At 66.3% G+C, this 24,937-nt stretch carries 31 protein-coding genes and 1 tRNA gene; 8 read left to right on the forward strand and 24 right to left on the reverse strand.

Features of this window, described 5'->3' with window-relative positions; translation table 11 throughout:
• Window positions 1-14: 14 nt before the first annotated feature.
• The 16 genes from nuoI to PX554_RS04650 all read right to left on the reverse strand — a co-directional run bounded on the left by nuoI (window position 15) and on the right by PX554_RS04650 (window position 12,549).
• Window positions 15-500, reverse strand: coding sequence for an NADH-quinone oxidoreductase subunit NuoI (gene nuoI / locus PX554_RS04575; protein ID WP_093220908.1), 486 nt, complete (start codon window positions 498-500; stop codon window positions 15-17).
• Window positions 497-1,546 (reverse strand): NADH-quinone oxidoreductase subunit NuoH, encoded by a 1,050-nt coding sequence (gene nuoH, locus PX554_RS04580; protein ID WP_093220910.1) that lies wholly within the window; start codon window positions 1,544-1,546, stop codon window positions 497-499. Before nuoH ends, nuoI begins: the two co-directional genes overlap by 4 nt.
• The gene (gene nuoG, locus PX554_RS04585; protein ID WP_275499357.1) at window positions 1,543-3,543 is read right to left on the reverse strand and encodes an NADH-quinone oxidoreductase subunit NuoG; all 2,001 of its coding nucleotides are present in this window, start codon (window positions 3,541-3,543) and stop codon (window positions 1,543-1,545) included. The genes nuoH and nuoG overlap by 4 nt, the downstream gene beginning before the upstream one ends.
• Entirely contained in the window at window positions 3,543-4,847 is a 1,305-nt protein-coding gene (gene nuoF, locus PX554_RS04590) for an NADH-quinone oxidoreductase subunit NuoF (protein ID WP_093220913.1), read from the reverse strand. Before nuoF ends, nuoG begins: the two co-directional genes overlap by 1 nt.
• Entirely contained in the window at window positions 4,847-5,020 is a 174-nt protein-coding gene (locus PX554_RS04595) for a hypothetical protein (RefSeq protein ID WP_275499360.1), read from the reverse strand. The genes nuoF and PX554_RS04595 overlap by 1 nt, the downstream gene beginning before the upstream one ends.
• A complete protein-coding gene (locus PX554_RS04600; protein ID WP_093220918.1) occupies window positions 5,017-5,688 on the reverse strand; it encodes a complex I 24 kDa subunit family protein in 672 nt (223 codons plus the stop codon). The genes PX554_RS04595 and PX554_RS04600 overlap by 4 nt, the downstream gene beginning before the upstream one ends.
• Window positions 5,688-6,026 carry a nuclear transport factor 2 family protein gene (locus PX554_RS04605; RefSeq protein ID WP_275499363.1) on the reverse strand — a complete coding sequence of 113 codons (339 nt, stop codon included), beginning with the start codon at window positions 6,024-6,026 and terminating at the stop codon, window positions 5,688-5,690. Before PX554_RS04605 ends, PX554_RS04600 begins: the two co-directional genes overlap by 1 nt.
• Complete coding sequence (locus tag PX554_RS04610; protein WP_275499365.1) at window positions 6,019-6,201, reverse strand: hypothetical protein; 183 nt, start codon at window positions 6,199-6,201, stop codon at window positions 6,019-6,021. The genes PX554_RS04605 and PX554_RS04610 overlap by 8 nt, the downstream gene beginning before the upstream one ends.
• Window positions 6,198-7,433 carry an NADH-quinone oxidoreductase subunit D gene (locus PX554_RS04615; protein ID WP_275499367.1) on the reverse strand — a complete coding sequence of 412 codons (1,236 nt, stop codon included), beginning with the start codon at window positions 7,431-7,433 and terminating at the stop codon, window positions 6,198-6,200. The genes PX554_RS04610 and PX554_RS04615 overlap by 4 nt, the downstream gene beginning before the upstream one ends.
• Window positions 7,430-8,257 carry an NADH-quinone oxidoreductase subunit C gene (locus PX554_RS04620; protein ID WP_275499369.1) on the reverse strand — a complete coding sequence of 276 codons (828 nt, stop codon included), beginning with the start codon at window positions 8,255-8,257 and terminating at the stop codon, window positions 7,430-7,432. The genes PX554_RS04615 and PX554_RS04620 overlap by 4 nt, the downstream gene beginning before the upstream one ends.
• Window positions 8,254-8,799, reverse strand: a complete 546-nt coding sequence (locus tag PX554_RS04625) for a NuoB/complex I 20 kDa subunit family protein (protein WP_093220928.1) — start codon at window positions 8,797-8,799, stop codon at window positions 8,254-8,256. The genes PX554_RS04620 and PX554_RS04625 overlap by 4 nt, the downstream gene beginning before the upstream one ends.
• Window positions 8,790-9,176 (reverse strand): NADH-quinone oxidoreductase subunit A, encoded by a 387-nt coding sequence (gene ndhC / locus PX554_RS04630; RefSeq protein ID WP_069206701.1) that lies wholly within the window; start codon window positions 9,174-9,176, stop codon window positions 8,790-8,792. The genes PX554_RS04625 and ndhC overlap by 10 nt, the downstream gene beginning before the upstream one ends.
• A 205-nt stretch (window positions 9,177-9,381) precedes the next feature.
• Window positions 9,382-10,194, reverse strand: coding sequence for an inositol monophosphatase family protein (locus PX554_RS04635; protein ID WP_275499372.1), 813 nt, complete (start codon window positions 10,192-10,194; stop codon window positions 9,382-9,384).
• A 113-nt stretch (window positions 10,195-10,307) separates the two neighbouring features.
• A complete protein-coding gene (gene efp / locus PX554_RS04640) occupies window positions 10,308-10,871 on the reverse strand; it encodes an elongation factor P (protein WP_093220932.1) in 564 nt (187 codons plus the stop codon).
• 42 nt (window positions 10,872-10,913) lie between these two features.
• Window positions 10,914-11,540, reverse strand: coding sequence for a M23 family metallopeptidase (locus tag PX554_RS04645; RefSeq protein ID WP_275499375.1), 627 nt, complete (start codon window positions 11,538-11,540; stop codon window positions 10,914-10,916).
• Between the two features lies 1 nt (window position 11,541).
• The gene (locus PX554_RS04650; protein ID WP_275499377.1) at window positions 11,542-12,549 is read right to left on the reverse strand and encodes a L,D-transpeptidase family protein; all 1,008 of its coding nucleotides are present in this window, start codon (window positions 12,547-12,549) and stop codon (window positions 11,542-11,544) included.
• Window positions 12,550-12,592: 43 nt separating this feature from the next.
• Here PX554_RS04650 and PX554_RS04655 point away from each other — a divergent pair, with 43 nt between their 5' ends.
• Together PX554_RS04655 and PX554_RS04660 are read left to right on the forward strand one after the other, a co-directional pair.
• On the forward strand, window positions 12,593-13,168 hold the full coding sequence (locus PX554_RS04655; RefSeq protein ID WP_275499378.1) for a peptidoglycan L,D-endopeptidase MepK: 576 nt from the start codon (window positions 12,593-12,595) through the stop codon (window positions 13,166-13,168).
• Between the two features lie 131 nt (window positions 13,169-13,299).
• Entirely contained in the window at window positions 13,300-13,554 is a 255-nt protein-coding gene (locus PX554_RS04660; RefSeq protein ID WP_143023298.1) for a hypothetical protein, read from the forward strand.
• 35 nt (window positions 13,555-13,589) lie between these two features.
• Here the strand turns inward: PX554_RS04660 and thiE are convergent, their stop codons facing one another.
• The 3 genes from thiE to PX554_RS04675 all read right to left on the reverse strand — a co-directional run bounded on the left by thiE (window position 13,590) and on the right by PX554_RS04675 (window position 15,896).
• Complete coding sequence (gene thiE, locus PX554_RS04665) at window positions 13,590-14,273, reverse strand: thiamine phosphate synthase (RefSeq protein WP_275499380.1); 684 nt, start codon at window positions 14,271-14,273, stop codon at window positions 13,590-13,592.
• A gap of 47 nt (window positions 14,274-14,320) precedes the next feature.
• The gene (locus PX554_RS04670; RefSeq protein WP_275499382.1) at window positions 14,321-14,866 is read right to left on the reverse strand and encodes a glutathione peroxidase; all 546 of its coding nucleotides are present in this window, start codon (window positions 14,864-14,866) and stop codon (window positions 14,321-14,323) included.
• 118 nt (window positions 14,867-14,984) lie between these two features.
• The gene (locus tag PX554_RS04675; protein WP_275499384.1) at window positions 14,985-15,896 is read right to left on the reverse strand and encodes a fructose bisphosphate aldolase; all 912 of its coding nucleotides are present in this window, start codon (window positions 15,894-15,896) and stop codon (window positions 14,985-14,987) included.
• Between the two features lie 137 nt (window positions 15,897-16,033).
• Between PX554_RS04675 and PX554_RS04680 the strand changes: the two genes are divergently transcribed.
• The gene (locus PX554_RS04680; RefSeq protein ID WP_275499386.1) at window positions 16,034-16,552 is read left to right on the forward strand and encodes a TlpA family protein disulfide reductase; all 519 of its coding nucleotides are present in this window, start codon (window positions 16,034-16,036) and stop codon (window positions 16,550-16,552) included.
• Window positions 16,553-16,556: 4 nt separating this feature from the next.
• On the opposite strand, the gene PX554_RS04685 is transcribed toward PX554_RS04680, so the two are convergent.
• Together PX554_RS04685 and gap are read right to left on the reverse strand one after the other, a co-directional pair.
• Window positions 16,557-17,750, reverse strand: coding sequence for a phosphoglycerate kinase (locus PX554_RS04685; RefSeq protein ID WP_275499388.1), 1,194 nt, complete (start codon window positions 17,748-17,750; stop codon window positions 16,557-16,559).
• Between the two features lie 133 nt (window positions 17,751-17,883).
• The gene (gene gap, locus PX554_RS04690) at window positions 17,884-18,894 is read right to left on the reverse strand and encodes a type I glyceraldehyde-3-phosphate dehydrogenase (RefSeq protein ID WP_275499390.1); all 1,011 of its coding nucleotides are present in this window, start codon (window positions 18,892-18,894) and stop codon (window positions 17,884-17,886) included.
• A gap of 166 nt (window positions 18,895-19,060) precedes the next feature.
• Between gap and PX554_RS04695 the strand changes: the two genes are divergently transcribed.
• From PX554_RS04695 to PX554_RS04710, 4 genes are all read left to right on the forward strand, one after another.
• Complete coding sequence (locus PX554_RS04695; RefSeq protein WP_093220959.1) at window positions 19,061-19,249, forward strand: hypothetical protein; 189 nt, start codon at window positions 19,061-19,063, stop codon at window positions 19,247-19,249.
• Window positions 19,249-19,551: a cell division protein ZapA gene (locus PX554_RS04700; RefSeq protein ID WP_093220963.1), complete on the forward strand. Its 303-nt coding sequence runs from the start codon at window positions 19,249-19,251 to the stop codon at window positions 19,549-19,551. The genes PX554_RS04695 and PX554_RS04700 overlap by 1 nt, the downstream gene beginning before the upstream one ends.
• Before the next feature lie 192 nt (window positions 19,552-19,743).
• Window positions 19,744-20,289 (forward strand): 5-formyltetrahydrofolate cyclo-ligase, encoded by a 546-nt coding sequence (locus PX554_RS04705; protein WP_275499394.1) that lies wholly within the window; start codon window positions 19,744-19,746, stop codon window positions 20,287-20,289.
• Entirely contained in the window at window positions 20,286-20,492 is a 207-nt protein-coding gene (locus PX554_RS04710) for a DUF2842 domain-containing protein (RefSeq protein WP_275499396.1), read from the forward strand. Before PX554_RS04705 ends, PX554_RS04710 begins: the two co-directional genes overlap by 4 nt.
• Before the next feature lie 162 nt (window positions 20,493-20,654).
• On the opposite strand, the gene PX554_RS04715 is transcribed toward PX554_RS04710, so the two are convergent.
• Both PX554_RS04715 and PX554_RS04720 read right to left on the reverse strand, forming a co-directional pair.
• Window positions 20,655-20,731 (reverse strand) — tRNA-Asp (locus PX554_RS04715).
• Between the two features lie 23 nt (window positions 20,732-20,754).
• On the reverse strand, window positions 20,755-21,921 hold the full coding sequence (locus tag PX554_RS04720; protein ID WP_093221809.1) for an AI-2E family transporter: 1,167 nt from the start codon (window positions 21,919-21,921) through the stop codon (window positions 20,755-20,757).
• Between the two features lie 217 nt (window positions 21,922-22,138).
• On the opposite strand from PX554_RS04720, the gene PX554_RS04725 reads away from it, so the two are divergent.
• Window positions 22,139-23,887: a chloride channel protein gene (locus PX554_RS04725; RefSeq protein WP_275499398.1), complete on the forward strand. Its 1,749-nt coding sequence runs from the start codon at window positions 22,139-22,141 to the stop codon at window positions 23,885-23,887.
• Between the two features lie 18 nt (window positions 23,888-23,905).
• Here the strand turns inward: PX554_RS04725 and PX554_RS04730 are convergent, their stop codons facing one another.
• Window positions 23,906-24,871 (reverse strand): bifunctional helix-turn-helix transcriptional regulator/GNAT family N-acetyltransferase, encoded by a 966-nt coding sequence (locus PX554_RS04730; RefSeq protein ID WP_275499401.1) that lies wholly within the window; start codon window positions 24,869-24,871, stop codon window positions 23,906-23,908.
• Window positions 24,872-24,937: the final 66 nt, after the last annotated feature.

A 24,937-nucleotide genomic window follows, 5' to 3' on the forward strand; every position in this document is an offset into this window, starting at 1 on the left:
GATGTGGCTGCGCATTACCGGTACGGCGCGTCTGCGGCAAGGTTCGCCGCGATCGCGCTCTCCCAACGGTCACCGTTATCGAGCAGCTTGTTCTTGTCGTAGATCAGTTCCTCGCGCGTCTCGGTCGCGAACTCGAAGTTCGGGCCTTCGACGATCGCATCGACCGGGCACGCCTCCTGGCAGAAGCCGCAATAGATGCACTTGGTCATGTCGATGTCGTAGCGCGTGGTGCGACGCGAGCCGTCGTCGCGCGGCTCGGCCTCGATCGTGATCGCTTGCGCGGGGCAGATCGCCTCGCACAATTTGCACGCGATGCAACGCTCCTCGCCGCTCGGGTAGCGACGCAGCGCATGTTCGCCACGGAAGCGCGGGCTGAGCGGGTTCTTCTCGAACGGATAGTTGATCGTCGCCTTGGCCTTGAAGAAATACTTCAGGGTCAGCGCGTGCGCCTTCACGAACTCCCAGAGCGTGTAGGTCTTGATCAGATGGCCGATGCTCATGCCGGTACTCCAACCCGCACGAGCATGAGATAGCCCGACACGAGGAAAACGAAGATCAGCGACATCGGCAGGAAGATTTTCCAGCCCAGCCGCATAAGCTGGTCGTAGCGATAGCGCGGGACGGTCGCCTTGACCCAACTGAAGAGGAAGAAGAACGCCGCCATCTTGAGCAGCAGCCAGATGATGCCCGGCACGACGTACAGGAAGCCGATGTCGAGCGGCGGCAGATAGCCGCCCCAGAACAACGTCGCGTTGAGCGCGCACATCAGGATGACGTTGGCATATTCACCGAGCCAGAACAGCGCGAAGCTCATCGACGAATATTCGGTCTGGTAACCGGCGACGAGCTCGCTCTCCGCCTCGGTCAGATCGAACGGCGCGCGCTGCGTTTCGGCGAGCGACGAGATGAAGAACACCACCGCCATCGGGAACAGCAGCGGGTTCGCCCAATGCCCGTTGAGGAAGCCGTAATAGCCCTTCTGGTTTTCGACGATCGCGCCGAGATTGAAGCTGCCCGAATAGAGCACCACCGAGATCAGCACAAAGCCGATCGCGACTTCATAGCTGACCATCTGCGCCGCCGCGCGGATCGCCGAGTAGAACGGATATTTGGAGTTGGACGACCAGCCGGCGAGGATGATGCCGTACACGCCGAGCGACGAGGCCGCGAGCACGTAGAGCAGCGCCACGTTGATATTGGCGACCGAGGCATCGCGCGCGAACGGCACCACCGCCCACACGATCAGCGCGACCGTGAAGGTGATGATCGGCGCGAGCAGGAACAACGTCTTGTTCGCGGCGATCGGGATGATCGTCTCTTGCAGGAAGACCTTGAGACCGTCCGCGAACGATTGCAGCAGCCCGAACGGGCCAACCACATTGGGTCCGCGCCGCAGCGCCATCGACGCCCAGATCTTGCGATCGACGTAAATGATCATCGCGACGGCGAGCATCAACGGCAGCGCGATGACGAGAATGTCGATCAGCGTCGCGACGAACCACGCCCAGCCGAACGGCAGGCCGAGATAGGTGAACCAACTGGTCATTCGGCCGCCTCCGCGAAATCCTGGCCGTGGAGAATTTCGGCCGAGCAGCGCTGCATCGTCGGGCTGGCCCGGCAGATCGCGTTGGTCAGGTAGAAGTCCTTGATCGGATAGCTGACCTCACCCGAGCCGGCTACGTCGAGCGACGGCGGGTTCCAGGCGAAGGTCTTGAGGCCGAGCGTGGCGAGATCGGGCGTATCGACGCCCATCGCCGCGCGCAGCTCGTCGAGCGTGTCGAACGGCAGCGTGTGGCCGAGCACCGCCGACAGCGCGCGCAGGATCGTCCAGTCCTCGCGCGCATCGCCGGGCGGGAACACCGCGCGATCGCCACGCTGCACACGCCCTTCGAGGTTGACGTAGGTGCCCGACTTCTCGGCGTAGCTCGCACCGGGCAGCACCACATCGGCCGCCGCCGCGCCCTTGTCGCCGTGATGCCCGATGTAAACCTTGAAGCTGCCGGCGAACTTCGAGAAATCGACTTCGTCCGCGCCGAGGAAGAACGCGAGCTTGGGGTTCGCCGCCGCGACATCAGCGATGCCGCCCTTCTGGGCGAAGCCGAGCATCAGCCCGCCGTTGCGCGCCGCCGCCGCGTGCAGCACGTTATATCCGTTCCAGCCGTCGCGGACGAGATTGAGCGTCTTGGCCAGCGCCAGCGTCGCGCCGTGGCCACCCTTGAGCGCGGCGCCACCGACGATCACCATCGGCCGTTTCGCGGAATCGAACGCCTGCGCGACCTCTTCGGGCAGCTTGCCGAGCAGCGACAGATCGTTTCCGAGCCACGTCGCCCGATAGGTCAGGTCGACTTCCGGGCCGATCGCGAAGACCTTCGCGCCCTTCTTGATCGCCTTGCGGATCCGCGTGTTCACCAGCGGCGCTTCCCAGCGAAGGTTGGTGCCGACGAGCAGGATCGCGTCCGCCGTTTCGGTGCCGGCGATGGTGGTGTTGAAATTGACCGCGGCCAGGCTCGACGTGTCGTAATCCATGCCGGTCTGGCGGCCTTCGAGCAGGCTCGAGCCCATCGACGCGAGCAGCGCCTTGGCGGCGTACAGCGTCTCGCAGTCGACCAGATCGCCGTGGATCGCCGCGACGCTGCTACCGGCGTCAACCGCCTTGATCGCCGCGAATGCCTCATCCCAGCTCGCCGCGACGAGCTTGCCGTCCTTACGGACGTACGGCCGGTCGAGCCGCCGGCGGACCAGACCATCGACCGCGTGGCGGGTCTTGTCCGAGGCCCATTCCTCGTTGACGTCGTCGTTGATGACCGGGAGCGCGCGCAGCACCTGCCGCCCGCGCGAGTCGAGCCGGATGTTGGTGCCGACCGCGTCCATCACGTCGATCGTCAGCGTCTTGCGCAGCTCCCACGGGCGCGCCTCGAACGCATAGGGCTTCGAGGTGAGCGCACCGACCGGGCACAGATCGACGACATTGCCCGACAGCTCGCTCGTCACCGCATGTTCGAGATACGAGGTGATCTGCATGTTCTCGCCGCGATAGACCGCGCCGATCTCCTCGACCCCGGCGACTTCCTCGGCGAAGCGGATGCAGCGCGTGCACTGGATGCAGCGCGTCATCACCGTCTTGACGATCGGCCCCATATATTTCTCGGTGACCGCGCGCTTGTTCTCGTCATAGCGCGAATGGCCGCGACCGTAAGCGAGGCTCTGGTCCTGCAGGTCGCACTCGCCGCCCTGATCGCAGATCGGGCAATCGAGCGGATGGTTGATGAGCAGGAACTCCATCACGCCTTCGCGCGCGTTCTTCACCATCGGTGAGTTGGTGAAGATTTCCTGCTTGTCGGCGGCCGGCAGCGCGCACGATGCCTGCGGCTTGGGCGGCCCCGGCTTCACCTCGACCAGGCACATCCGACAATTGCCGGCGATGCTGAGGCGCTCGTGATAACAGAAACGCGGGATTTCCTTGCCCGCGAGCTCGCACGCCTGAAGCACGGTCGCGCCCTGCGGCACCTCGACTTCGACGCCATCGACTTTGACTATCGGCATTATTCGGCAGCTTCCATCATCGGCGCGTCACCGCCGCCGTTCCGGGCGAGGATGCGACGCTCCATCTCGGGGCGGAAATGCTTGATGAGGCCCTGGATCGGCCATGCGGCGGCGTCACCGAGCGCGCAGATCGTATGACCCTCGACCTGCTTGGTGACCTGATACAGCGTATCGATCTCGGAGATGTCGGCATCGCCGGTGCGCATCCGCTCCATCACGCGCCACATCCAGCCGGTGCCCTCGCGGCACGGCGTGCACTGGCCGCAGCTCTCATGCTTGTAGAAGTAGGACAAGCGGCTGATCGCGCGGACGATGTCAGTGGACTTGTCCATCACGATGATCGCGGCGGTGCCGAGGCCCGATCCGACCTTCTTGAGCCCATCGAAATCCATCGGGCAGTCCATGATCTCGGCGGCGGGCACCAGTGGCACCGACGAGCCGCCGGGGATCACCGCGAGCAGATTGTCCCACCCGCCACGAATGCCGCCGCAATGCTCTTCGATGAGTTGGCGGAACGGGATGCTCATCGCCTCCTCGACCACGCAGGGCTTGTTCACATGCCCGCTGATCTGGAACAGCTTGGTGCCCTTGTTGCCCTCCGCGCCGAAGCTGGAGAACCAGGCCGCACCACGCCGCAGGATCGTCGGCGCGACCGCGATTGATTCGACGTTGTTGACCGTGGTCGGGCAGCCGTAGAGGCCCGCGCCGGCCGGGAACGGCGGCTTGAGACGCGGCTGGCCCTTCTTGCCCTCGAGGCTTTCGAGCATCGCGGTCTCTTCGCCGCAGATGTACGCGCCGGCGCCGCGATGGACGAACACGTCGAAATCATAGCCCGAGCCGCTGGCGTTCTTGCCGATCAGCCCCTTGTCATAGGCCTCGGCCACGGCCGCGAACAGCACCTCGGCCTCGCGGATATATTCGCCGCGAATGTAGATGTACGCGGCGCGCGCGCGCATCGCATATCCCGCGATCAGCGCGCCCTCGATCAGCTTGTGCGGATCGTGGCGGATGATCTCGCGATCCTTGCACGAACCCGGCTCGGATTCGTCGGCGTTGATGACGAGGAAGCTCGGGCGGCCGTCCTTCGATTCCTTGGGCATGAAGCTCCACTTCATGCCGGTCGGGAAGCCCGCGCCGCCGCGCCCGCGCAGACCCGACGCCTTGATGATGTCGATGATGGCATCCTGCCCCAGCGCCATCAGATCCTTGGTATTGTCCCAGTCGCCGCGCATGATCGCCGCGTCGAGGTTCCACGGCTGGAAACCGTAGACGTTGGTGAAGATCCGGTCCTTGTCGGCGAGCATCAGAAGCGCCCCCCCTTGTTCTTCGTAAGCGCGAGATAGATGACCACGCCGAGCGCGATCACGATGACCGGGCCAAGCAGCGCGAAGGTCAGCTTGAGCAGCCAGCCGAGCACGACGATCCCGCCGATGATCGCCAGGATGGTGACGATGAGGTTCTTGTCGCGCTGGCTCACGACGCCCACTCCCCGCGATAGTCGTGGTTCTCGTCGACCATCTGCTTAAGGCTGGTCGGGCCGCCGGCGGGGCACGAATCGCGACGCCCGGTCTGCGATCCCGGCGTCACCGCCCTGCCCTCGGCCAGCGCCTCGAGCAGCGCGGTGGTCTTGTCGTAATCGAGATCTTCGAAATTGTCGTCGTTGATCTGGACCATCGGCGCGTTCGCACAGGCGCCGAGACACTCGACCTCGGTCAGCGTGAACAGGCCGTCCGGCGTGGTGTGGCCCTTCGAGAGCCCCTTGTTCTTGCACGCCGCGAGCACATCGTCCGAGCCGCCGAGCAGGCACGGCGTCGTCCCGCAGACCTGGACGTGATATTTGCCGACCGGCGCGAGATTGAACATCGTGTAGAAGGTCGCGACCTCGAACACGCGCATGTATGGCACGCCGATCTGGCGCGCGACATATTCGATCACCGGCACCGGCAGCCAACCCTGCGTCTGCGTCTCCGCGCCGACCTGACGCTGCGCGAGATCGAGGAACGGGATCGACGCCGATTGCTCGCGGCCCTTGGGGTAGCGGGCGAGGATCTCGTCGGCCTTCGCCTGGTTCTCGGGCGTCCACGCGAACGCGCCCCAGCGCGCGCGGGTCTCTGCCTCGTCTGGGATCTTTGGGGCGTCGGCCATTACCGGATGAACTCCACGCGGTCGACCTTGTCGCCGACGAACGAATAGATGGACATGACTTCAAACGTCTCGCCGCCGGGCGCGCGCGAGACGTCCTCGTGCAGCACGATGGTATCGCCGAGGATGTAGGATTTGAGGATCTCCGCGCGATTCTCGGGGAATTGCGCGAACATCGCCTTGAGGCCCGAACGCACGCCTTCTTTGCCCTCGCGCAAGACCGCGCCGCGATACATGGCTTCGCAGGCGGTGTCGGTCATATGCTCGACATAGCCGTCCGCATCCTGCGCGTTGTAGAGCGCGATCATGCGGTGGGTGGTCTCAAGCCGCGCGTCAGTCATGGCGCGCTCGCATCCGCGCGCCGCGCTGCGCGACATAGGCGGTCCACAGCGCCGAACCGACACCGGCGACGATCATGCCGGCGCCCGCGTGAAGCTGCCCGACCGCGAACGCGGCGGCGGCGATCGCCAACGCCACGGCGACGAACACCCACGTCGGGAACACCGCGCCGCTCACCGGTCGCACTCGCCGAACACGATGTCCATCGCGCCGAGGATCGCGGTGGTGTCGGCGAGCATGTGACCCTTCGACATGAAATCCGCCGCCTGGAGGTGCGAGAAGGCCGTCGGGCGGATCTTGCAGCGGTACGGCTTGTTCGAACCATCGGCGACCAGATACACGCCGAACTCGCCCTTGGGGCTTTCGGTCGCGACATAGACGTCGCCGGCGGGGACGTGGAAGCCCTCGGTGTACAGCTTGAAGTGGTGGATCAGCGCTTCCATCGAGCGCTTCATCTCGCCGCGCTTGGGCGGCACCACCTTGCGGTCGAGGCTCGCGATCGGCCCTTCGGGCATCTCGTTGAGGCACTGGCGCATGATCCGCGCCGACTGGCGGACTTCCTCGACGCGCACCATGAAGCGATCGTAGCAGTCGCCGCGCGTGCCGACCGGCACCTCGAAGTCCATCTTGCCGTACACGTCGTACGGCTGCGCCCTGCGGATATCCCAGGGGATGCCCGAGCCACGGATCATCGGGCCGGAGAAGCCCCATTTGATCGCGTCCTCGCGGCTCACCGTCGCGATATCGACGTTGCGCTGCTTGAAGATGCGGTTGTCGGCGACGAGGCTGATCGCGTCCTCGAACAGCCGGGGCAGCCGCGTGTCGAGCCATTCGCCGATATCGGTGAGCAGCTTGAGCGGTACGTCCTGATGAACGCCGCCGGGACGGAAATAGGCCGAGTGCATGCGTGCACCCGAGGCGCGCTCGAAGAAATTGAGGCAGTCCTCGCGGATCTCGAACAGCCACAGGTTCGGCGTCATCGCGCCGACGTCCATGACGTGCGAGCCGAGGTTGAGCATGTGGTTCGAAATGCGCGTCAGCTCGGCGAAGAACACGCGAAGATATTGTGCGCGGATCGGCACTTCGAGGTCGAGCAGCTTCTCGACCGCGAGCACGTAGCTGTGCTCCATGCAGAGCGGCGAGCAATAATCGAGCCGGTCGAAATACGGCAGCGCCTGCATGTAGGTCTTGTATTCGATCAGCTTCTCGGTGCCGCGGTGGAGCAGACCGACGTGCGGATCGACGCGCTCGATGATCTCGCCGTCGAGCTCCAGCACCAGACGCAGCACGCCGTGCGCGGCCGGGTGCTGCGGGCCGAAGTTGATCGTGTAGTTCTGGATGTCGATATCGCCGAGCGTGGGGTCGGCCGCGTCGGTGACGCCCTCCAGCTTTTCGAGATAGTCGCTCATAGGTTCTGCCCCTTGCCCGGCGTCGGCGTCACGTCGGGGTTCTGCGGCTTTGGCGTCGCGTCAGGCTCGGCCTTGCCGGCACCGGTCTGCGCCGGGGTGTCGGTGGTCTTGGTCTCGGTCGGCGCGACCTTGGCGGATTGCGCGGCGTCAGCCTTCTGGATCTCGTCAGCCTTGAGCGGGGTCGGTGCACCCTTTTCCTCGGGGAGCTTGGCCTTCTCGTCGCCGGGGAGGATATATTCCGCACCCTCCCACGGGCTCATGAAATCGAAATTGCGGAAATCCTGCGCGAGCTGGACCGGCTCGTACACGACACGCTTGGCCTCTTCCGAATAGCGCACCTCGACATAGCCCGTGAGCGGGAAGTCCTTGCGCTGCGGATGGCCGCGGAAGCCGTAATCGGTGAGGATGCGGCGGAGATCGGCATTGCCCGAGAACAGCACGCCGTACATGTCGTACACCTCGCGCTCGAGCCAGCCGGCGACCGGCCAGATCCCGGTGACCGACGGAACCGGCAGCGTGTCGTCGGTGCGGACATGCACGCGAATGCGATGGTTGCGCGTCAGCGAGAGCAGGCAATACACCACCTCGAAGCGCTCGACCCCGCGATCGGGATAGTCGACGCCGGCGATTTCCATGAGCTGCTGATATTCGAGGCCGGGCGTGTCGCGCAGCGCGGTCATCGTCTCGACCAGGCTGTCACGCGCGACATGCAGCGCGACTTCGCCGACCAGATCGGTCGCGAGATCGAGCTTGGCGCCGAGCGCGGCGGTCGCCGCCTCGATCACACCGTCGTTGGCGGTGTAGGCTGGTGCGGGCGCCCTCACCGTTCCACCGTTCCCGAGCGGCGAATCTTCCGCTGCAACTGCATGATCCCGTAGAGCAACGCTTCCGCGGTCGGCGGGCAGCCCGGCACATAGATGTCGACCGGCACCACGCGGTCGCAGCCACGCACGACCGAATAACTGTAATGATAATAGCCGCCGCCATTGGCGCACGAACCCATCGAGATGACGTATTTGGGCTCGCTCATCTGATCGTACACGCGGCGCAGCGCCGGCGCCATCTTGTTGCAGAGCGTGCCCGCGACGATCATCACGTCCGACTGGCGCGGTGACGCGCGCGGTGCGGCGCCGAAGCGCTCGAGATCATAGCGCGGCATGTTGACGTGGATCATCTCGACCGCGCAGCACGCGAGGCCGAAGGTCATCCACCAGAGCGAGCCGGTGCGCGCCCACTGGAACAGCTCCTCGGTCGAGGTGACGAGGAAACCCTTGTCGGTCAGTTCGCCGTTGAGCCCGTCGAAGAAGCTCTGGTCGGGCGGCAGCATTACGTCGCCGCGCGCGGGGCGGGTGAGTTCTACTCCCATTCGAGAGCTCCCTTCTTCCAGGCATAGACGAGGCCGAGCGCCAGTTCGCCGATGAACACCATCATCGCGATCCACGCAGTCCAGCTCGCCCAGCCGCCGAACTTGAAGACGCTGACCGCCCATGGATAGATGAAGGCCGCCTCGAGATCGAAGACGATGAACAGGATCGCGACAAGATAGAAGCGCACGTCGAACTGGCTGCGCGGATCTTCGAACGCGGGGAAACCGCATTCATACTCGCTGAGCTTTTCAGGACTGGGCTTGTGCGCTCCCGTCAGCCGGCCGACGATGATCGGCAGGACGACAAAGGCGGTGGAAAGCGCCAGCGCCACGCCGAGGAACAGCAGGATCGGCAAATATTGCAGCGGATCGAACAATGGGGTTCTCGCAGGTGCGAAGTGGATGACCGGGGCTTTAGGACGATGGTTTCGGCCGGGCAAGGGTATCGGACGGTGAGAATGAATCGCAACAAGCGACACACTTTCGACGCGCGCCATCGACGCCCGCTCATAGGCCGCTAAGCGCTTGTATGCTTTAACATTTCTCAACTATCGCGGGGGCGCGGACGGCCCCCGCGCACGATCAGCGCAGGGCGCCAGCGATCAGCTTGTGAAGGCGTGATTGCAGCGCGTCGTTCGCCGCGAGAAATTCGTTGCGTTCCATCATCTTGTCGCCACCACGGAAATCGGTGACGAACCCGCCGGCTTCCTTGACGAGCAGCATCCCCGCGGCAACGTCCCACGGCTTAAGACTCGACTCCCAGAAGCCGTCGAACCGACCCGCCGCGACCCAGGCGAGATCGAGCGCCGCCGAGCCGAGCCGGCGGATGCCGGCCACTTCCGGCGCGACCGCGCCGAAGATGCGGCTCCACTGGGCGAAATCGCCGTGGCCGAGAAACGGGATGCCGGTCGCGATCACCGAGTCGGCAAGATCGCGGCGCGCCGAGACGCGCAGACGCTGCTCCTGCACCCAGGCGCCTCGCCCCTTCTCTGCCCAGAAGCTCTCGTCGGTGAGCGGCTGATAGACCACGCCCGAGGTGATCTCGCGCTTGCCGTTCGCCATCGGCTCCTCGACCGCGATCGAGATCGAGAAGTGCGGGATGCCGTGGAGGAAGTTGGTGGTGCCGTCGAGCGGATCGACGATGAAGCGCGGCTTGGACGGATCGCCGGCGATCTCGCCGCGCTCTTCCATCAGGAAACCCCAGTCCGGCCGCGCCTTGGACAGTTCCTCGTAAATCGTCTGCTCGGCGCGCTGATCGGCCATCGAAACGAAATCGGCCGGGCCCTTGCGGCTGACCTGGAGATGCTGGACCTCGTTGAAATCACGCCGCAGCCGTGGCGCGGCCTTGCGCGCGGCGCGGTCCATGACGGTGAGAAGGCCGGAATGGGATGGCATTGTTCATTCTCCTCCCCTCCCGCTTGGCGGGAGGGGTCGGGGGAGGGCCAGTCAACACACGCGAAGCCGGAGACACGCCCTCCCCTAGCCCCTCCCGCAAGCGGGAAGGGGAATTAATCCGCGCGCTTCACATAGGTCTGTTCGTACACGTCGACGACGATCCGCGTGCCCGCGCCGATATGCGGCGGCACCATCACGCGCACGCCATTGTCGAGCACCGCCGGCTTGTAGCTCGACGAGGCGGTCTGCCCCTTCACCACCGCGTCCGCCTCGACGATCGTCGCTTCGATCTGCGAGGGCAATTCGACCGAGATCGGGCGCTCGTCGTAAAGTTCCATCACGACATCCATGCCGTCCTGCAGGAAGGCTGCGGCATCGCCGAGGATGCCGGCGTCGAGCGTGATCTGCTCGTAATTGTCCTTGTCCATGAAGGTCAGCGCGTCGCCGTCGCGGAACAGGAACTGGAAATCCTTGGTGTCGAGCCGGATGCGCTCGACCGTCTCGGCCGAGCGGAAGCGGACGTTGTTCTTGCGGCCGTCGATGAGGTTCTTCATCTCGACCTGCATGTACGCGCCGCCCTTGCCGGGCTGGGTGTGCTGAATCTTGACGGCCTTCCAGATGCCGCCTTCATATTCGATGATATTGCCGGGACGGATGTCCACGCCGCTGATTTTCATTGGATGTACCTGTGGAAAGAGCGAAGGCTGCGGGCTTTACCCTCAGCCGCCCGATCCGGCAACCCGCCGCTCGGTGAGATGTGGGAACGGATCGACATCCTCGCCTTCGTACCAATGCTGATCGGGCGTGGTGCGGGTGAGGCCGAAATGGAGGTGGTAATTCCCTGCCCCCGCATCGCCGGTGTCGCCGACATAGCCGAGCGGATCGCCGGTACGCACCGCCTGCCCCTCATGCAGGCCCGGTGCGTAGCCGGCGAGGTGCGCGTAATAATAGGTCCAGTCGCGCGCGGGCGAACGGACATAGACGGTGGTGCCCCCGGCCTTGCTCTCGAACAGCTTTTCGACCGTGCCGGGCGCGGCCGCCGTGACCAAGGTTCCGCCCGCGGCGGGAATATCGGTGCCGTGGTGCTGGCGCGCGCCATTTTCGCGCGGATCGCCCCAGCTATCGGTGATCTGGCCGCGCGCAACGCCAGCGACGGGGACGGCGAGCGCCGCCACGCCTGTGCGCGTCGCGTCCGCCGGCGGACCATACCGCCCGGCTTCCGAACCGGCGGACGTGGCCGATACGGGCGCCTTCGCCGTCGGCGCGTCGGGAAGGCTCAGCAACCCCAGCCACGCCGCGATCAGCAGCGCGGCCAGCAGGATCAGGATGAGGACGAGCCGCCGCATGTCATTCCTGGAAAACGGCGGGCGTGCCGGGCTTGACCATCAGCGACAGCCGCGCGACGTCCCAATTGGTCAGGCGGATGCAGCCGTGGCTCTCGGCGCGGCCGATCGTCGAGGGTTCGGGCGTGCCGTGAATGCCGTAATGCGGCTTGGAGAGATCGAGCCACACCACCCCGACCGGGCCGTTCGGCCCCGGCGGCAGCGTCGCCTTCTTCTCGCCCTTCTTGGCATCCCAGAACAGCTTCGGGTTGTAATGGAACGGCGGGTTGTACGCCGGACCGAGGATCTTCCACGTGCCGATCGGCAGCGGATCGTGCTTGCTGCCCATCGTCGCCTGGAATTGTGCGACGAGCTTGCCGTCGGCATCGAGCACGCGCAGCACGGAATCGGACTTGTCGACGACGATCTTGGCGCCTTGCGGCTGCTTCGAATCGACGTTGAGGCCGCTCAGCGTCTGGCGCCATTTCTCGGGCAGCTTGGGATCGTAATCGCGCGCGGTGGCGATCGCGTTGGGCACGACGATCTTGACGCCGGGCGACAGCCGGGTGTCCGGGCTGTTGAGCGCGACCAGCACCGCCGGCGTGGTATGGAACATCTCGCCGAACTTCTCCATCGCGTTGCGATAGCCGAGTTCAGGCAGGTCCGCCTGCTTTGCCGGACTCTTGGGCAGCGGGTTGGTGTACGGCCCCGCGAGCAGTTCCGGGGTCAGCGTCACCGTCTGCGTGGCGGGGATGTTCTGGTATTTCGACAATGCTGCCTGGGTCGGCTTGTCGAGCGTTCCGTTCACATCGAGGCCGTTCGCCTCCTGAAACCCCTTCACCGCCGCCGCCAGCGACATGCCCGATTTGCCGTCGAGCACGCCCGGCGAAAAGCCGAGACGATCGAGGATCACCTGCGTCTGGAGCACGCCTTGATCGACAGCCGCAGCGGCTTTGGTTCCCGCTGCGCCCGCCGGAACAGGCCCAAGCGAGGCAGACGCCAGACAAGCCGCGAGCAGCGCTATTCTTCTCATCGTTTCAACATCCTACAAGGTCTTCATGCCATCAACGACAAACATGGCGGTTGTTTCCGCGCCGCAACGGTCTCTCTCGCGCCGCGGGCTTCTGGGCGGCCTTGCCGGGCTGGGCGCGATCGCGGCGATGCCGGGGCCGGCGCGCGCGCTTGCCGGCACCCGCGAGTGGCGGCTGGCGATCCGCAACGTCCACACCAACGAGAGCGTCGATGCCGTGTTCGCGCGCGGTGGGCAGTTCGTGCCGGAAGGACTCGCCGAGCTGAACCACGGCTTGCGCGATTGGCGCACCGGCGAAGCGACGGTGATGGACCGCAAGCTGCTCGCGCTGCTGGTCAGCCTGCGCCGCACGCTCGATGTCGGTGACAATCGCAAGATCGATCTGATCTCCGGCTATCGCTCGCCCAAGACCAACGCTTCGCTGCGCGCACGCGGCGGCGCGCATACGGGCGTTGCCAGCCAGAGCCAGCACATGCTCGGCAAGGCGACCGACATCATGGTGCCCGGGGTGTCGCTCGACCGGCTGCACAGCGCGGCGCTGGCGCTTGGTGGCGGCGGCGTCGGCTTCTATCCGCGCGACGGCTTCGTCCACGTCGATACGGGCCGCGTGCGCCACTGGTAGGTTTCGGCGCGTCGGGAATCGCGCCGTTAACTTTCTTCATACTTTCGTTGCGCTTGATCGTCGCGGGGGCACGCGCCAAGTGCCGCGCCGCGGCAACGAACCTGTCGCGCCAATGGTTACGAAGCGGCGAGATGAACCAGGCTGCGGCGCATTATGAGGTGATCTTCGCGCTCGACCGCGTGTTCGTCGGGGGGCCGTTCCGCTGGTCGTGGGTCAGGATCGGTGGCGATGGCCTGGTCGCCGTGCGGGGCAAGGCGCACGAGACGATGCGCGCGGCGATCGATGAAGCGGCCCGGCATCGGCGCGACCATGGCGGCGGCGAAATTCGCGTCAACCTGAAGGACACGCCCCACGAGGATGCGCGGGACGTGACCTATCTGGCGTGAGCACCGCGACGGCGTGAGCTGGCCGGGCCGGTGCGCTACCGGGCGAGCACCGCCTCGAACGCCTTCACGGCGGCGGCCTCGTCGCCGCCCCAGACCGCGCCCGACACCGCGAGGAAATCCGCGCCGGCGCGCACCAGCGGCGCGGCATTGGCGGGGGTGATGCCGCCGATCGCGACACAGGGCAGTTCGAACATCGTCGCCCACCAGCTCAGGATCACCGGTTCGGGCCGATGCTCGACCGCCTTGGTGGTGGTCGGATAGAAAGAGCCGAACGCGACGTAATCCGCACCCGCCTCGCCCGCTTCCATCGCGAGGTGGCGGCTGTCGTGGCAGGTCACGCCGATCTGCGCATTGGGGCCGAGCACGCTGCGCGCCTCACGCGGATCGCCGTCACTTTGTCCGAGATGGACGCCGTCCGCACCGAGTCGCTTGGCGAGCGCGATGCTGTCGTTGACGAGGAACGCGACATCGCGTTCCGCGCAGATGCGCTGAAGCGGCTCGGCGAGCCGCGCCGCCTCGTGCTGATCGATATCCTTGACGCGGAACTGGAACGCCGCGACCGGCCCCGCGTCAAGCGCGCGCGCCAGCCGGTCGGCGAAGCCGCCGGTCACGTCGAGCGGCGAGATGAGGTAGAGCTGACACGGGGGCCGGCGGTCGTCGCGCCGGAACTGGTCGGCGAAATCGGGATCGAGCGGGCCGAGCGGATCTTCTTCTGTCATGCCGCCGCCCTAGCGCGCGGATCGCCGCAACGAAAGCGGCGGCGCGCTTACTTCGCCAGTTCCGCCTCGATCGCGGCGACCAGCGCGGGATCGTCGGGCGCGGTCGATGGCGCGAAGCGCGCCGCGACGGTGCCATCGCGGGCGATCAGGAACTTCTCGAAGTTCCACAGCAGTTCAGGCGCGTCGTTCGGGGTCATGCCATAGCCGCGCAGCCGGGCGCGAAACGCCTCGGCATCCCCCGCCGCATCCGGCGCGGCCGCGATCAGCGCGGCGTATAGCGGGTGCTTGCCCGGACCCGTGACGGCGATCTTCGAGAACATCGGGAAATCGACATCGTAGGTCGCCTTGCAGAAATCGGCGATTTCGGCGTCGCCACCCGGCTCCTGCCCGGCGAAGTCATTGGCGGGAAAGCCCAGCACCTTGAAGCCGCGCTCGCGATACTGGCGGTACAGAGCCTCCAGCCCCTCATATTGTGGGGTCAGCCCGCATTTGGATGCGACGTTGACCACGAGCAGCACGTCGCCCGCATATTGGGCGAGGCTGGTGTGCTGGCCGTCGATCGTCTTGAGCGGGGTTTCGAGCAGGGTCGTCATCAATGTTCTCCGGGGCGTATCCATAACGCTCGTCCGACACGCGGGGGTCGGTGCCGGGCGGGCGGCGAGCTTCCTTACTGGGCGGCCCCGGCCTTCGCCGGGGCGACGATGACTGGGCTCACGCCGCGACCGGCTGGGCGACCTTGTCCACCGAGGCCGCATAGATCTCGTCGATCGCCGCCGACAGCGCCGCGTCGAACTCGGCATCGCTCATCTGGCGGCGCAGATCGGAGAGCAATGCGCGGCTGAAGCTGGCGATGACGCCGCGATTCTTGGCGAGCTCGGCGCACGCTTCGCCGCGCGAATAGCCGCCCGACAGCGCGACGACGCGCAGCACGCGCGGATGATCGACGAGCGGATCGTACAGCCCAGGCTGCTCGGGAAGCGAAAGCTTGAGCATCACCTTGTCGTCGCCTGTCAGCGCGTCGAGCGCCTTGAGCAATTCGTCGCGCAGGATCACCTCGGCTTCGGCGCGCTCGGGGCTCTTGATGTTGAGTTCGGGTTCGAGGATCGGCATCAGCCCGCCGGCGATCACCTGCGCGCCGATTTCGAACTGCTGCGCCACGATCGCGGCGATGCCCTCGCGGTTGGCGAGGTTTATCACCGAGCGTTCCTTGGTGCCGAACACGCCCAGCGCTTTCGATCGCGCGAGCAGCGAATCGAGGCCGGGGATCGGCTTCAGCAGTTGCACGCCGTTCGCTTCGGCCTCAAGCCCCTTGTCGACCTTGATGAACGGCACGATGCCGCGGTCGATCAGCGCGGCGGGCGCGCTCTTGCCGGCGACCGTGCCGTCCATCGTGCGTTCGAACAGGATCGCGCCGATTACCTTGTCGCCGGTGAAGCTCGGCGCGGTGATGATACGGCTGCGCATCTCGTGGATGAGCGCGTACATCTCCTCGTCGTTCGACCAGGAGCCCTCGGCGATGCCATAGCCGGTGAGCGCCTTGGGCGTGGACCCGCCGCTCTGGTCGAGCGCGGCGATGAAGCCTTTTCCGGCGGCGATCTTGGCGGTCATCTCGGCGGTGTTCATGGCGTGCCACTCCTTGCGTGCTGCGCTGCGTCATGACGTGTTAGCGAGACAGTCGGGGTCGAGCAACGGCCAAGCGCGTCGCTTGACCGAAGCTTCGCAAAGTTTCAGCGTCATGTCGTCTCGGGGGGAATAATATCATGGCCGGAACATCGCAGGTCTTTCGACATCTTGCGCTCGTCTTGGTAGCGCTAGCATCAATTGGCGCGAAAGCGCCCGAAGTGGGAGGCCAGGCGCCGCCGTTCGAACTGACTTTGGTCGATGGCACCAAAGTGTCCTCGGCGGACCTGCGCGGTCAGGTGGTGGTGCTCAATTTCTGGGCGACGTGGTGCGTGCCGTGCAAGCAGGAACTGCCGACGCTCGACGCCTATTATGCGGCGACCAGCAAGTTCGGCCTGCGCGTGTTCGCGGTGACGACCGAGGATTCGGTGCCGCTCTCCCAGTTGAAGCGGCTGTTCGCCGCGATGCACATCGCCCCCGTTCGTAAGGTTCGGGGGCCCTATGCCACGATGAGCGGCGTGCCGACCAACTATGTTATCGATCGCGCGGGCCGGCTACGCTATGCGCGCGCCGGCGCGTTCGACCTTGATGCGCTCAACGCGCTGCTGATCCCGCTGCTCAAGGAGCCGACGCCGCCAGCAGCCGCCCCGACGGCCTGATCGCTCAGCGCGCCAGCGCCGCAACGCCGGGCAGTTCCTTGCCTTCCATCCATTCGAGGAACGCGCCGCCGGCGGTCGAGACGAAGGTGAAGTCGTCACCCGCCCCCGCCTGGTTGAGCGCGGCGACGGTATCGCCGCCGCCCGCGACCGAAACGAGCGATCCGCCGACCGTGAGCGCCGCCGCCGTCTTGGCGAGCGCGACGGTCGCCGCGTCGAACGGCGGAGTCTCGAACGCACCGAGCGGGCCGTTCCACACGAGCGTCTTGCAGGTCTTGAGCACGTCGGCGAGCGCTTCGACCGCCGCCGGGCCGATGTCGAGGATCATCTCGTCGGCGGCGACCTCATGGACGTTGCAGGTCCGCAGGCTCGGCGGGTTGGGTGCGAATTCCTTCGACACGACCACATCGTACGGCAAATGAATCGTGCAGTTCGCGCCCTCGGCCGTGGCGAAGATTTCCTCGGCGGTGCCGACCAGATCATGCTCGCACAGCGACTTGCCGACATCGACCCCGCGCGCGGCGAGGAAGGTGTTGGCCATGCCGCCGCCGATGATGAGGTGATCGACCTTGGTGACGAGGTGCTTGAGCACGTCGAGCTTGGACGACACTTTCGCACCGCCGACCACCGCCGCGACCGGATGCTCGGGATTGCCGAGCGCCTTGTCGAGCGCGTCGAGTTCGGCTTCCATCGCGCGGCCGGCGAACGCGGGCAGCACATGCGCAAGTCCCTCGGTCGAGGCGTGCGCGCGGTGCGCCGCGGAGAAAGCGTCGTTGACGTAGAGATCGCCGAGCTTGGCGAGGTCGGCGACCAGAGCCGGATCGTTCTTCTCTTCGCCCGCGAAGAAGCGGGTATTCTCAAGTACCGCGATATCGCCCGGTTGAAGGGTTGCGACCGCGTCTTGCGCGCCATCCCAGTCGATGAAGCGCACCGGGCGGCCGAGTACCGCCGAATAGGGCTTCACCACCATCGCCAGCGACATCTCGGGGTTGCGCTGCCCCTTGGGGCGGCCGAAATGCGCGAGAACAAGGACGATCGCGCCCTTGTCCGCGAGCTCGCCCACCGTCGCGACGGTGGCGCGAAGCCGGGTGTCGTCGGTGACGGCGCCCTCGGCCATCGGCACGTTGAGATCCTCGCGGACCAGCACGCGCTTGCCGTGGATGTCGCCCATGTCGTCGAGCGTCTTGAAGTTGCGCGCCATCGTCACCTCCCGTCGTCTATCATCACCCTCACCCTTCCCACTCGCCTTCGGCTCGCGGGCCCCTTCCCTCTCCCGGCGGGAGAGGGAAGGAGGAGCGTAGCGACGGAAGGGTGAGGGCGATTTGCTCTATCGATTACAGGAACTTCGCCATCGCGCCGGCGGTGTCGATCATGCGGTTCGAGAAACCCCATTCGTTGTCGTACCAGCTCACCACGCGGACCAGCTTGCCGTCGATGACCGCGGTTTCGAGGCTGTCGACGGTCGACGAATAGGGCGTGTGGACGATGTCGATCGACACCAGCGGTTCGTCCGAGAAAGCGAGGATGCCGGCGAGCGGGCCGCTTTCCGACGCCGCCTTGAGGATGCTGTTGATCTCATCCTTGGTGGTGTCGCGCTTGGGGGTGAAGGTCAGATCGACGAGGCTGCCGTCCGCGACCGGCACGCGCACCGCCGAACCGTCGAGCCGGCCCTTGAGCTCGGGCAGCACCTCGCCCACCGCGCGCGCGGCGCCGGTGGTGGTGGGGATGATGTTCATCGCGGCGGCGCGCGCACGGCGCAGATCGGGGTGGATCTGGTCGAGGATCTTCTGGTCGTTGGTATAAGCGTGGATCGTCGTCATGAGCCCGCGCTCGATGCCGACCGAATCGTTGAGCACCTTGGCGATCGGCGCGAGGCAATTGGTGGTGCACGACGCGTTCGAGACGATCGTGTGCCCGGCTTCGATCTTGTCGTGGTTGACGCCGTACACGACGGTCAGATCGACGTTCTTGCCCGGCGCCGAGATCAGCACCTTCTTGGCGCCGGCGTCGAGATGCTTCTGGCAGCTCGCCTTGTCGGTGAAGAAGCCGGTGCATTCGAGCACGATATCGACGCCGAGTTCAGCGTGCGGCAGGTTGGCGGGATCACGCTCGGCGGTGACGCGGATATGCTTGCCGTCGATGACGATATCATTGCCCTCGGCGACGACGGTGCCGGGATATTTGCCGTGGACGCTGTCGCGGCTGAACAGCCAGGCGTTCGATTTCGCATCGGCGAGATCGTTGATCGCGACCAGTTCGAGGCCGGTGTCGGCACGTTCCATCAGCGCCCGCGCCACGAGACGCCCGATCCGCCCGAACCCGTTGATCGCTACCTTAACCGTCATCGCATGCGCTCCTGTCGCCAATGGCGGAGACGGGCTGCAAGCGCAGCAGGCTTCCCCGCCGATTCCCTCGTGTTCGCGGCGTCTTTGCGGTGGGCGGAGGCTGGCGTCAACCAGTGCGAAACAATTCGAATATTGTCAGACAACCCTGTCATGCTAGGCCTGCGCGATGGCAGAAGTACCGTCCCCTGCCGCGATCGACCGGATCGAACGCGCCATCGCCCGTATCGAAGCAGCGGTCTCGGATCGCGAACATGCCCATGCCGCGCTTGCGAAACGGCATGAGGCGCTGCGCGCGCGAATCGAGGCGGCGATCATCGCGCTCGACGCGGTGACGGCGGCGGAGGAGATCGACTGATGGCCGACGTGACGCTCACCATTGGCGATCGGCGCCACGTCGTCGCCTGCCGCGACGGTGAGGAAGAGCGGCTGATGAAGCTCGGCGCGCTGCTCGATTCGCGCTGGGCGGATGCGGCGCGCGCGTCGGGCGGGATGAGTGCGGAGCGCACGATGCTGTTCATCGCGCTGCTGCTCGCCGATTCGCTCGACGAGTCGGAGCGCCGCCCTGCCGAACTGGCCGAATCGCATGCGCTGGACCGTGTCGCCGAGTGGCTGGAGGATCTTGCCGATGCCCTTGAGAATCGCAGCATCAACGCCTAGATTGGTCGGTGGCGGGCACTGCCCGGTACGAGCCTTACCGAACATCCCTGAGGCGATTAAACTTCCTAGGGAGTTGTCCCTGCGCTGGCCTTGGCCTGTCGTACATGATCCCCACCTGATGCTTACGGCGTCAGAGGATATTCAGGCAAACGGCCACGGCGGTCCCGCCACCCGCTTCCCCGGCCGCGCGGCATGACGCTCGACAAACGCGCCTTGCGTGCGCGGATGCGCGCCGTACGCGACGCGTTCTTCGCGACCTCGCCGCCGCCGATCCGCGCGAGTGCGGAGTTCGCCGCGCTCCTCCCCCACGCCGCGACCGTCGCGTCCTACGTGCCGATCGGCAGCGAGGCGGACCCGATGTGGCTCGCGCGCGCCGCCGCCGACCATGGGTGCGCGATCGCGCTCCCGCATGTCATCAGCCGCGCGGACCCGATTCGTTTCCTCGCCTGGGATGCCGAGGACGATCTCGCCCCCGGCCCATATGGCCTGCAACAGCCGCACCACGCCTCGCCCGCGCTCGCGCCCGATCTGGTGCTGACGCCGCTGGTCGCGTTCGATTCGGCGCTCAACCGGCTCGGCCAGGGCGCGGGGCATTACGACCGCGCGTTCGCCGCGTTTCCGAACGCGGTGCGAATCGGGGTGGCGTGGAGCGTGCAGCAGGTCGATACCCTGCCCGCCGACCCGTGGGACATGCCGCTCCACGCGATCGCGACCGAGACAGGATGGATCACGCGATGACCCCAAGCTGGCGCAAACCCTTCGGTATGTTCGCCATCCTCGCGCTGATCCTGGTGTGGGTGGCGACCGTCGCGAGCTTCTCGGGCTGGGTCGGGCGCTGGCCCGCGCTGGTCCAGGCGCTGTTCTACGTCGTCACCGGGGTGATCTGGATCGCCCCGCTCAAGCCGCTGTTGGCGTGGATGGAGACCGGGCGCTGGCGGTAGCCACCGAGGTCATGCCGGACCACCCCTAAGCCGTTCGTGCTGAGCTTGTCGAAGCACGTGCCAAAAATGCGACGTTTGCGGCACGCCCTTCGACAAGCTCAGGGCGAACGGTGACTATCGATGCTCGGTAACCGCTTGATCCGCCAACCCTTTTTGGAAGGGTGGCGCGAGTGACGGGGCTCGAACCCGCGACCTCCGGCGTGACAGGCCGGCGCTCTAACCAACTGAGCTACACCCGCTTGGAAAGCGTGAGGCGCGCCAACTAGGTCAGGGGTTCATGGCTGTCAACAGACTTCGCCAGACTTTCTTCAACCTCGCCACTTTTTGGCGGCGCGCCCTTGGCCATCGCGCCATGTTCGAACAGAAAACCGGCGATGTCGGGCTTGCCGACCGCGCCCAGCACGGTCTGCAGGATGATGAGCAGCGGCACCGCCAGCAGCGCACCGGGCGTGCCCCACACCCAGCTCCAGAAACTGATCGAGATGAGAATCAGGATCGGGTTGATCGTCAGCCGCCGTCCGACGATCAGCGGGGTGATGGCATTCGCCTCGACGAGATGGCAGCCGATCATCAGGAACGCCGGGAACAGCGCCGCCCAGATATCGCGGAAGGTCATCAGCCCGCCCAGCCCCAGCAGCAGCGCCGCCGCGATCGGCCCGAAATAGGGCACGTAGTTGAGCAGCGCGACGATGCCGCCCCACATCAGCGGATAGGGCATGCCCATCGTCCACAGCACGCCCGAGACGAGCAGCCCGAGCGCGAGGTTGATGACCGTGATCGTGCCGAGATAGGCGGCGGTATCATCGACGACATGCTGGATCACCCGCGCGGTCGCCATCGCGCCGCCGAAACTGGAACGGCTGGTGATCGTGCGCCGCCGCAGCCGCGTCCAGCCGGCGAGGAAGAAATAGATGACGAGAATGCCGAAGAACACCTGTACGATCGCGGTCGGCGCCGAGGTGGCGGCGAGTTCGAGGATCGAACTCGGCGGCGCGACCGCGGTGGTCTGTGCCGTCCGCACCGGCCCCGGCGAGGCGAGATGCCGCACCGCGCGGTTGAGATAGCGCTCCAGGCTCGAATACAGGTCGATCAGCGGCGCGATGTTCATCTGGATGCGGTCGATCCGCTCGGGCAGCTTGCGGAAGAACTCCACCGCCGGCACGACGATCGCGGCGAGCGCGATATTGGCCGCGAGCAGGAACAGCAGGATGCACACCAGCGCCGCCAGCGCCGAGGGGACACGATGCCGTTCGAACCATTCGAGAATCGGCACCAGCGCGATCGCGATCACCAGCGCCGCTGTGGTCGGCAGGAAGAATTCCGCCCCCGCCTTGAGCGCGAACGGGGTCGCCAGCGCGAGGCCAATGCCGGCGAACAGCGTGAGCGTGGCGAGGATGCGGTCGCGCCGCATCGCCAGCACCATCATCATCTCGTCGGGATCGGCGGCGGCCGGCAAGCGCGGGAACGGGCCGACCGTCGGGGGCGCCAAACGCGCTTCCTCTTCCCGCATGTCGATACTGGTGTCGTCCACGCCTACCCGCTCCCTTAGACCGCAGGCGAAACCCTAGCGGCATTCCCCCTTCATGCAATCGGCGCTACGGGGCGAAATGACCGTTCCGCCCCACCCTGCGCGCGACCGCTGAGCGATGTCGGTGCGACTCCGCCTTGTCCGGCCGGTGAACTGGCTGCGGCGCCGCCTGCGCGCGAGCGAGGCGGTGTTCATTCTGCTCGCGATCGGCATCGGCGGCGCGGCGGGCGCGCTCAGCGTCGCGCAGGGTGCGCTCGCGCGGACGCTGCAACATTGGTTCTTCGCCCTGCCCGGCACCTCGCGGCTGAGCGCACAGCCGGATCTGTCGCTGGGCGCGCTGCTGGTGCTGCCGATCGGCGGCGTGGTGCTCGGGCTGTTCACGCTGGCGACGCGCGCGCGCAAGCGGCGGCTGGTCGATACCGTCGAGGCGAACGCGCTGCACGGCGGACGGATGGCGATCGGCGACAGTCTGGTGATCTCGGGGCAGACGATCCTCTCGAACGGGTTCGGGGCGTCGGTCGGGCTCGAGGCGGCCTACGCCCAGCTCGGCGGCGCGGTCGCCTCATGGACCGGCGGGCTGCTCAACCTGCGGCGGTCCGATCTGCGCAACCTCGTCGGCGCTGGCGCGGGGGCGGCGATCGGGGCGGCATTCGGCGCGCCGCTGGCGGGCGCGTTCTACGCATTCGAGATCGTGATCGGCGCGTACACGCCGTCGGCCATCGCTCCGGTCGCCGCGGCGACATTGTCGGCGGTGCTGGTGTCGCAGACGCTCGGCGCGCACCCCTATGTGCTCGAAACCGCCTCGGGCGCCGTCACCGAGACGCATCATTACATCGCTTATGCCGGGCTCGGTGCGGCGTGCGCGGGGTTCGGCATCGTGCTGATGAACGCGGTCGCCTTGCTCGAACGCGGCGTGCGGCGGCTGCGCATCCCCGATTGGGCACGGCCCGCGATCGGCGGCGCGCTGCTGGTGCCGATCGCGCTGATCTCGCCGCAGGTGCTTTCGGCGGGGCACGGCGCGCTCCACAACGATCTGATGGCGGGCGTGCCGCTCAGCTTTATCGCGGTAATCCTGGTGGCGAAGTCGCTGGCGTCGATCGTGTCGCTCGGTTTCGGGTTTCGCGGCGGGCTGTTCTTCGCCTCGCTGTTCCTCGGCACGCTCGCCGGCACGCTGTTCGCCGCCGGATTGACGGCAGTGGCGGGGTTCCAGATCATCGACCCGCACAATGCCGCGATCGTCGGCATGGCGGCGCTCGGCGTCGCGGTGATCGGCGGCCCGATGACGATGGCGATGCTGGTGCTCGAGGCAACGCATGATTTTGGATTGACCGGCGCGGCGATCGCGGCGAGCCTCGTCTCCTCGACGATCGTGCGCGAGCTGTTCGGCTATTCGTTCTCGACGTGGCGACTCCACTTGCGCGGCGAGACGATCAAGAGCGCGCGCGACGTCGGTTGGGTCAAGATGCTCACCGCCGGGCGGATGATGCGGCGCGAGACGCGCGAGACCCCGGCCGAGACGACGATCGCCGAGTTCCGCCGCCGCTATCCGCTCGGCTCGGCGAGCCGCGTGGTGCTGATCGACACCAACGCGCATTACGCCGGCATCGTGCGGACCAGCGACGCCTATGCCGAGACGCTCGACCCGGCGGCGCGGGTGGCGAGCGTCGCGGTCAACACCGAGGCGGCGATCAAGCCCGACATGGACATCAAGCAGGTGATGACCGCCTTCGACGCGACCGGCGCCGACGAACTCGCGGTGCTGGCGGCGGATCGGACCGTGCTCGGCGTGCTTTCCGAGACCTATGTGCGGCGGCGCTACGCGGAGGAACTGGAGAAGGCGCAGCGGGAGTTGTTCGGGGAGCGGTGATGCCGAGGCTCCTGCCCGTCACTCGGCCGCATCGTCCTGACGCGCGCCCGGCGGATGGTAGAGCATCGCCACGTTGCACCGCTCGTACCGCCTGCCGAACGCGTCCATGATCCCGACGTCATGGACGAAGCCGATCTTCTCGTAGAGATGGATCGCCGCCGCGCTCTTGGTGTTGCTGAGCAGATAGAGCCGGTCACAACCGAGCGCGTGTGCGCGCGCGACGATCGCATCGAGCAGGAACGCGCCGACCTTCTTGCCCCGCGCCTTGTCCAACACGCCCATCTTCGTCAGCTCGAACTGGCGCGCGCCCGTCTTCTGCAACGCGCAGGTGCCGACGATGCCAAGGCTCGGGTCTTCGACGAACAATATGTCGCCACCCGGCGCGATGATCCGTTCGCGCGGGTTCTTGAGAACATCGATATCGGTCTGCTCCAGCCGATACATATCCCCGATCCATTCGGCATTGATGCGATAGAACGCGTCCGCCAGATCGTCGGTGAAACGCCGGATCGCGAGACCACCGGCGGGCCGCTGGTCCAGCGGCTGTTCGGCAAGGGCGCGCTCGGTCGCCTCGATCATGGCGAGCAGCGCCGGCGCGTCGCAAACCTCCCCCACCGCGGCGCGCAGACGCGGCCACAATATCGTCGTGGCCAGTTCCATCGCCTCGACACCAGCGGGGGTGAGCGAAATCGTCTTGCTGCGCTGATCGCGCACGTCCCGGCTGGTTTCGACCAACGCCATCTCGACCAAGCGAGACAGGATCCGCGTGACGGCGGGCTGGCTGATCCCCAGCACCTGCACGGCATCGCCCACCGTCATCGGCCCCCGGCGGTATAAAGCGGTGAGGAGCGGCATCTGGCTCGGCTGGGTCGGCAGGCCGCAATCCGCAGCGATCCGTTCGGCGCCCGCCTGGAGGCGTTCGGCCAGCCGCTTCAAGCGGCTGCCGAGCATCACAGCGCCTTCGTGTGCCAGTACGTCCGTCATGAGCCATTCCTCTCGATCTTCATAACGCGTTATATATCACGTTATGAATCTCCACCAGTAGATTTG

This window comes from Sphingomonas pollutisoli (assembly GCF_029167165.1).
Taxonomy (GTDB): domain Bacteria; phylum Pseudomonadota; class Alphaproteobacteria; order Sphingomonadales; family Sphingomonadaceae; genus Sphingomonas; species Sphingomonas pollutisoli.

What these genes read in the sequence shown, in the direction of transcription:
- PX554_RS04725 (WP_275499398.1), top strand. Translation starts at nt 22,139, where the DNA reads ATGTCGGTGCGACTCCGCCTTGTCCGGCCGGTGAACTGGCTGCGGCGC.
- nuoF (WP_093220913.1), bottom strand. Translation starts at nt 4,847, where the DNA reads ATGCTCGCCGACAAGGACCGGATCTTCACCAACGTCTACGGTTTCCAG.
- PX554_RS04705 (WP_275499394.1), top strand. Translation starts at nt 19,744, where the DNA reads ATGACGCTCGACAAACGCGCCTTGCGTGCGCGGATGCGCGCCGTACGC.
- PX554_RS04615 (WP_275499367.1), bottom strand. Translation starts at nt 7,433, where the DNA reads ATGAGCGACTATCTCGAAAAGCTGGAGGGCGTCACCGACGCGGCCGAC.
- PX554_RS04675 (WP_275499384.1), bottom strand. Translation starts at nt 15,896, where the DNA reads ATGAACACCGCCGAGATGACCGCCAAGATCGCCGCCGGAAAAGGCTTC.
- gap (WP_275499390.1), bottom strand. Translation starts at nt 18,894, where the DNA reads ATGACGGTTAAGGTAGCGATCAACGGGTTCGGGCGGATCGGGCGTCTC.
- PX554_RS04650 (WP_275499377.1), bottom strand. Translation starts at nt 12,549, where the DNA reads ATGAGAAGAATAGCGCTGCTCGCGGCTTGTCTGGCGTCTGCCTCGCTT.
- PX554_RS04685 (WP_275499388.1), bottom strand. Translation starts at nt 17,750, where the DNA reads ATGGCGCGCAACTTCAAGACGCTCGACGACATGGGCGACATCCACGGC.
- thiE (WP_275499380.1), bottom strand. Translation starts at nt 14,273, where the DNA reads ATGACAGAAGAAGATCCGCTCGGCCCGCTCGATCCCGATTTCGCCGAC.
- PX554_RS04695 (WP_093220959.1), top strand. Translation starts at nt 19,061, where the DNA reads ATGGCAGAAGTACCGTCCCCTGCCGCGATCGACCGGATCGAACGCGCC.
- nuoH (WP_093220910.1), bottom strand. Translation starts at nt 1,546, where the DNA reads ATGACCAGTTGGTTCACCTATCTCGGCCTGCCGTTCGGCTGGGCGTGG.
- PX554_RS04700 (WP_093220963.1), top strand. Translation starts at nt 19,249, where the DNA reads ATGGCCGACGTGACGCTCACCATTGGCGATCGGCGCCACGTCGTCGCC.
- PX554_RS04635 (WP_275499372.1), bottom strand. Translation starts at nt 10,194, where the DNA reads ATGCCATCCCATTCCGGCCTTCTCACCGTCATGGACCGCGCCGCGCGC.
- PX554_RS04645 (WP_275499375.1), bottom strand. Translation starts at nt 11,540, where the DNA reads ATGCGGCGGCTCGTCCTCATCCTGATCCTGCTGGCCGCGCTGCTGATC.
- nuoG (WP_275499357.1), bottom strand. Translation starts at nt 3,543, where the DNA reads ATGCCGATAGTCAAAGTCGATGGCGTCGAAGTCGAGGTGCCGCAGGGC.
- PX554_RS04670 (WP_275499382.1), bottom strand. Translation starts at nt 14,866, where the DNA reads ATGACGACCCTGCTCGAAACCCCGCTCAAGACGATCGACGGCCAGCAC.
- PX554_RS04660 (WP_143023298.1), top strand. Translation starts at nt 13,300, where the DNA reads ATGAACCAGGCTGCGGCGCATTATGAGGTGATCTTCGCGCTCGACCGC.
- PX554_RS04605 (WP_275499363.1), bottom strand. Translation starts at nt 6,026, where the DNA reads ATGACTGACGCGCGGCTTGAGACCACCCACCGCATGATCGCGCTCTAC.
- PX554_RS04680 (WP_275499386.1), top strand. Translation starts at nt 16,034, where the DNA reads ATGGCCGGAACATCGCAGGTCTTTCGACATCTTGCGCTCGTCTTGGTA.
- PX554_RS04655 (WP_275499378.1), top strand. Translation starts at nt 12,593, where the DNA reads ATGGCGGTTGTTTCCGCGCCGCAACGGTCTCTCTCGCGCCGCGGGCTT.
- PX554_RS04625 (WP_093220928.1), bottom strand. Translation starts at nt 8,799, where the DNA reads ATGGGAGTAGAACTCACCCGCCCCGCGCGCGGCGACGTAATGCTGCCG.
- PX554_RS04720 (WP_093221809.1), bottom strand. Translation starts at nt 21,921, where the DNA reads ATGATGATGGTGCTGGCGATGCGGCGCGACCGCATCCTCGCCACGCTC.
- PX554_RS04710 (WP_275499396.1), top strand. Translation starts at nt 20,286, where the DNA reads ATGACCCCAAGCTGGCGCAAACCCTTCGGTATGTTCGCCATCCTCGCG.
- PX554_RS04600 (WP_093220918.1), bottom strand. Translation starts at nt 5,688, where the DNA reads ATGGCCGACGCCCCAAAGATCCCAGACGAGGCAGAGACCCGCGCGCGC.
- nuoI (WP_093220908.1), bottom strand. Translation starts at nt 500, where the DNA reads ATGAGCATCGGCCATCTGATCAAGACCTACACGCTCTGGGAGTTCGTG.
- PX554_RS04730 (WP_275499401.1), bottom strand. Translation starts at nt 24,871, where the DNA reads ATGACGGACGTACTGGCACACGAAGGCGCTGTGATGCTCGGCAGCCGC.
- efp (WP_093220932.1), bottom strand. Translation starts at nt 10,871, where the DNA reads ATGAAAATCAGCGGCGTGGACATCCGTCCCGGCAATATCATCGAATAT.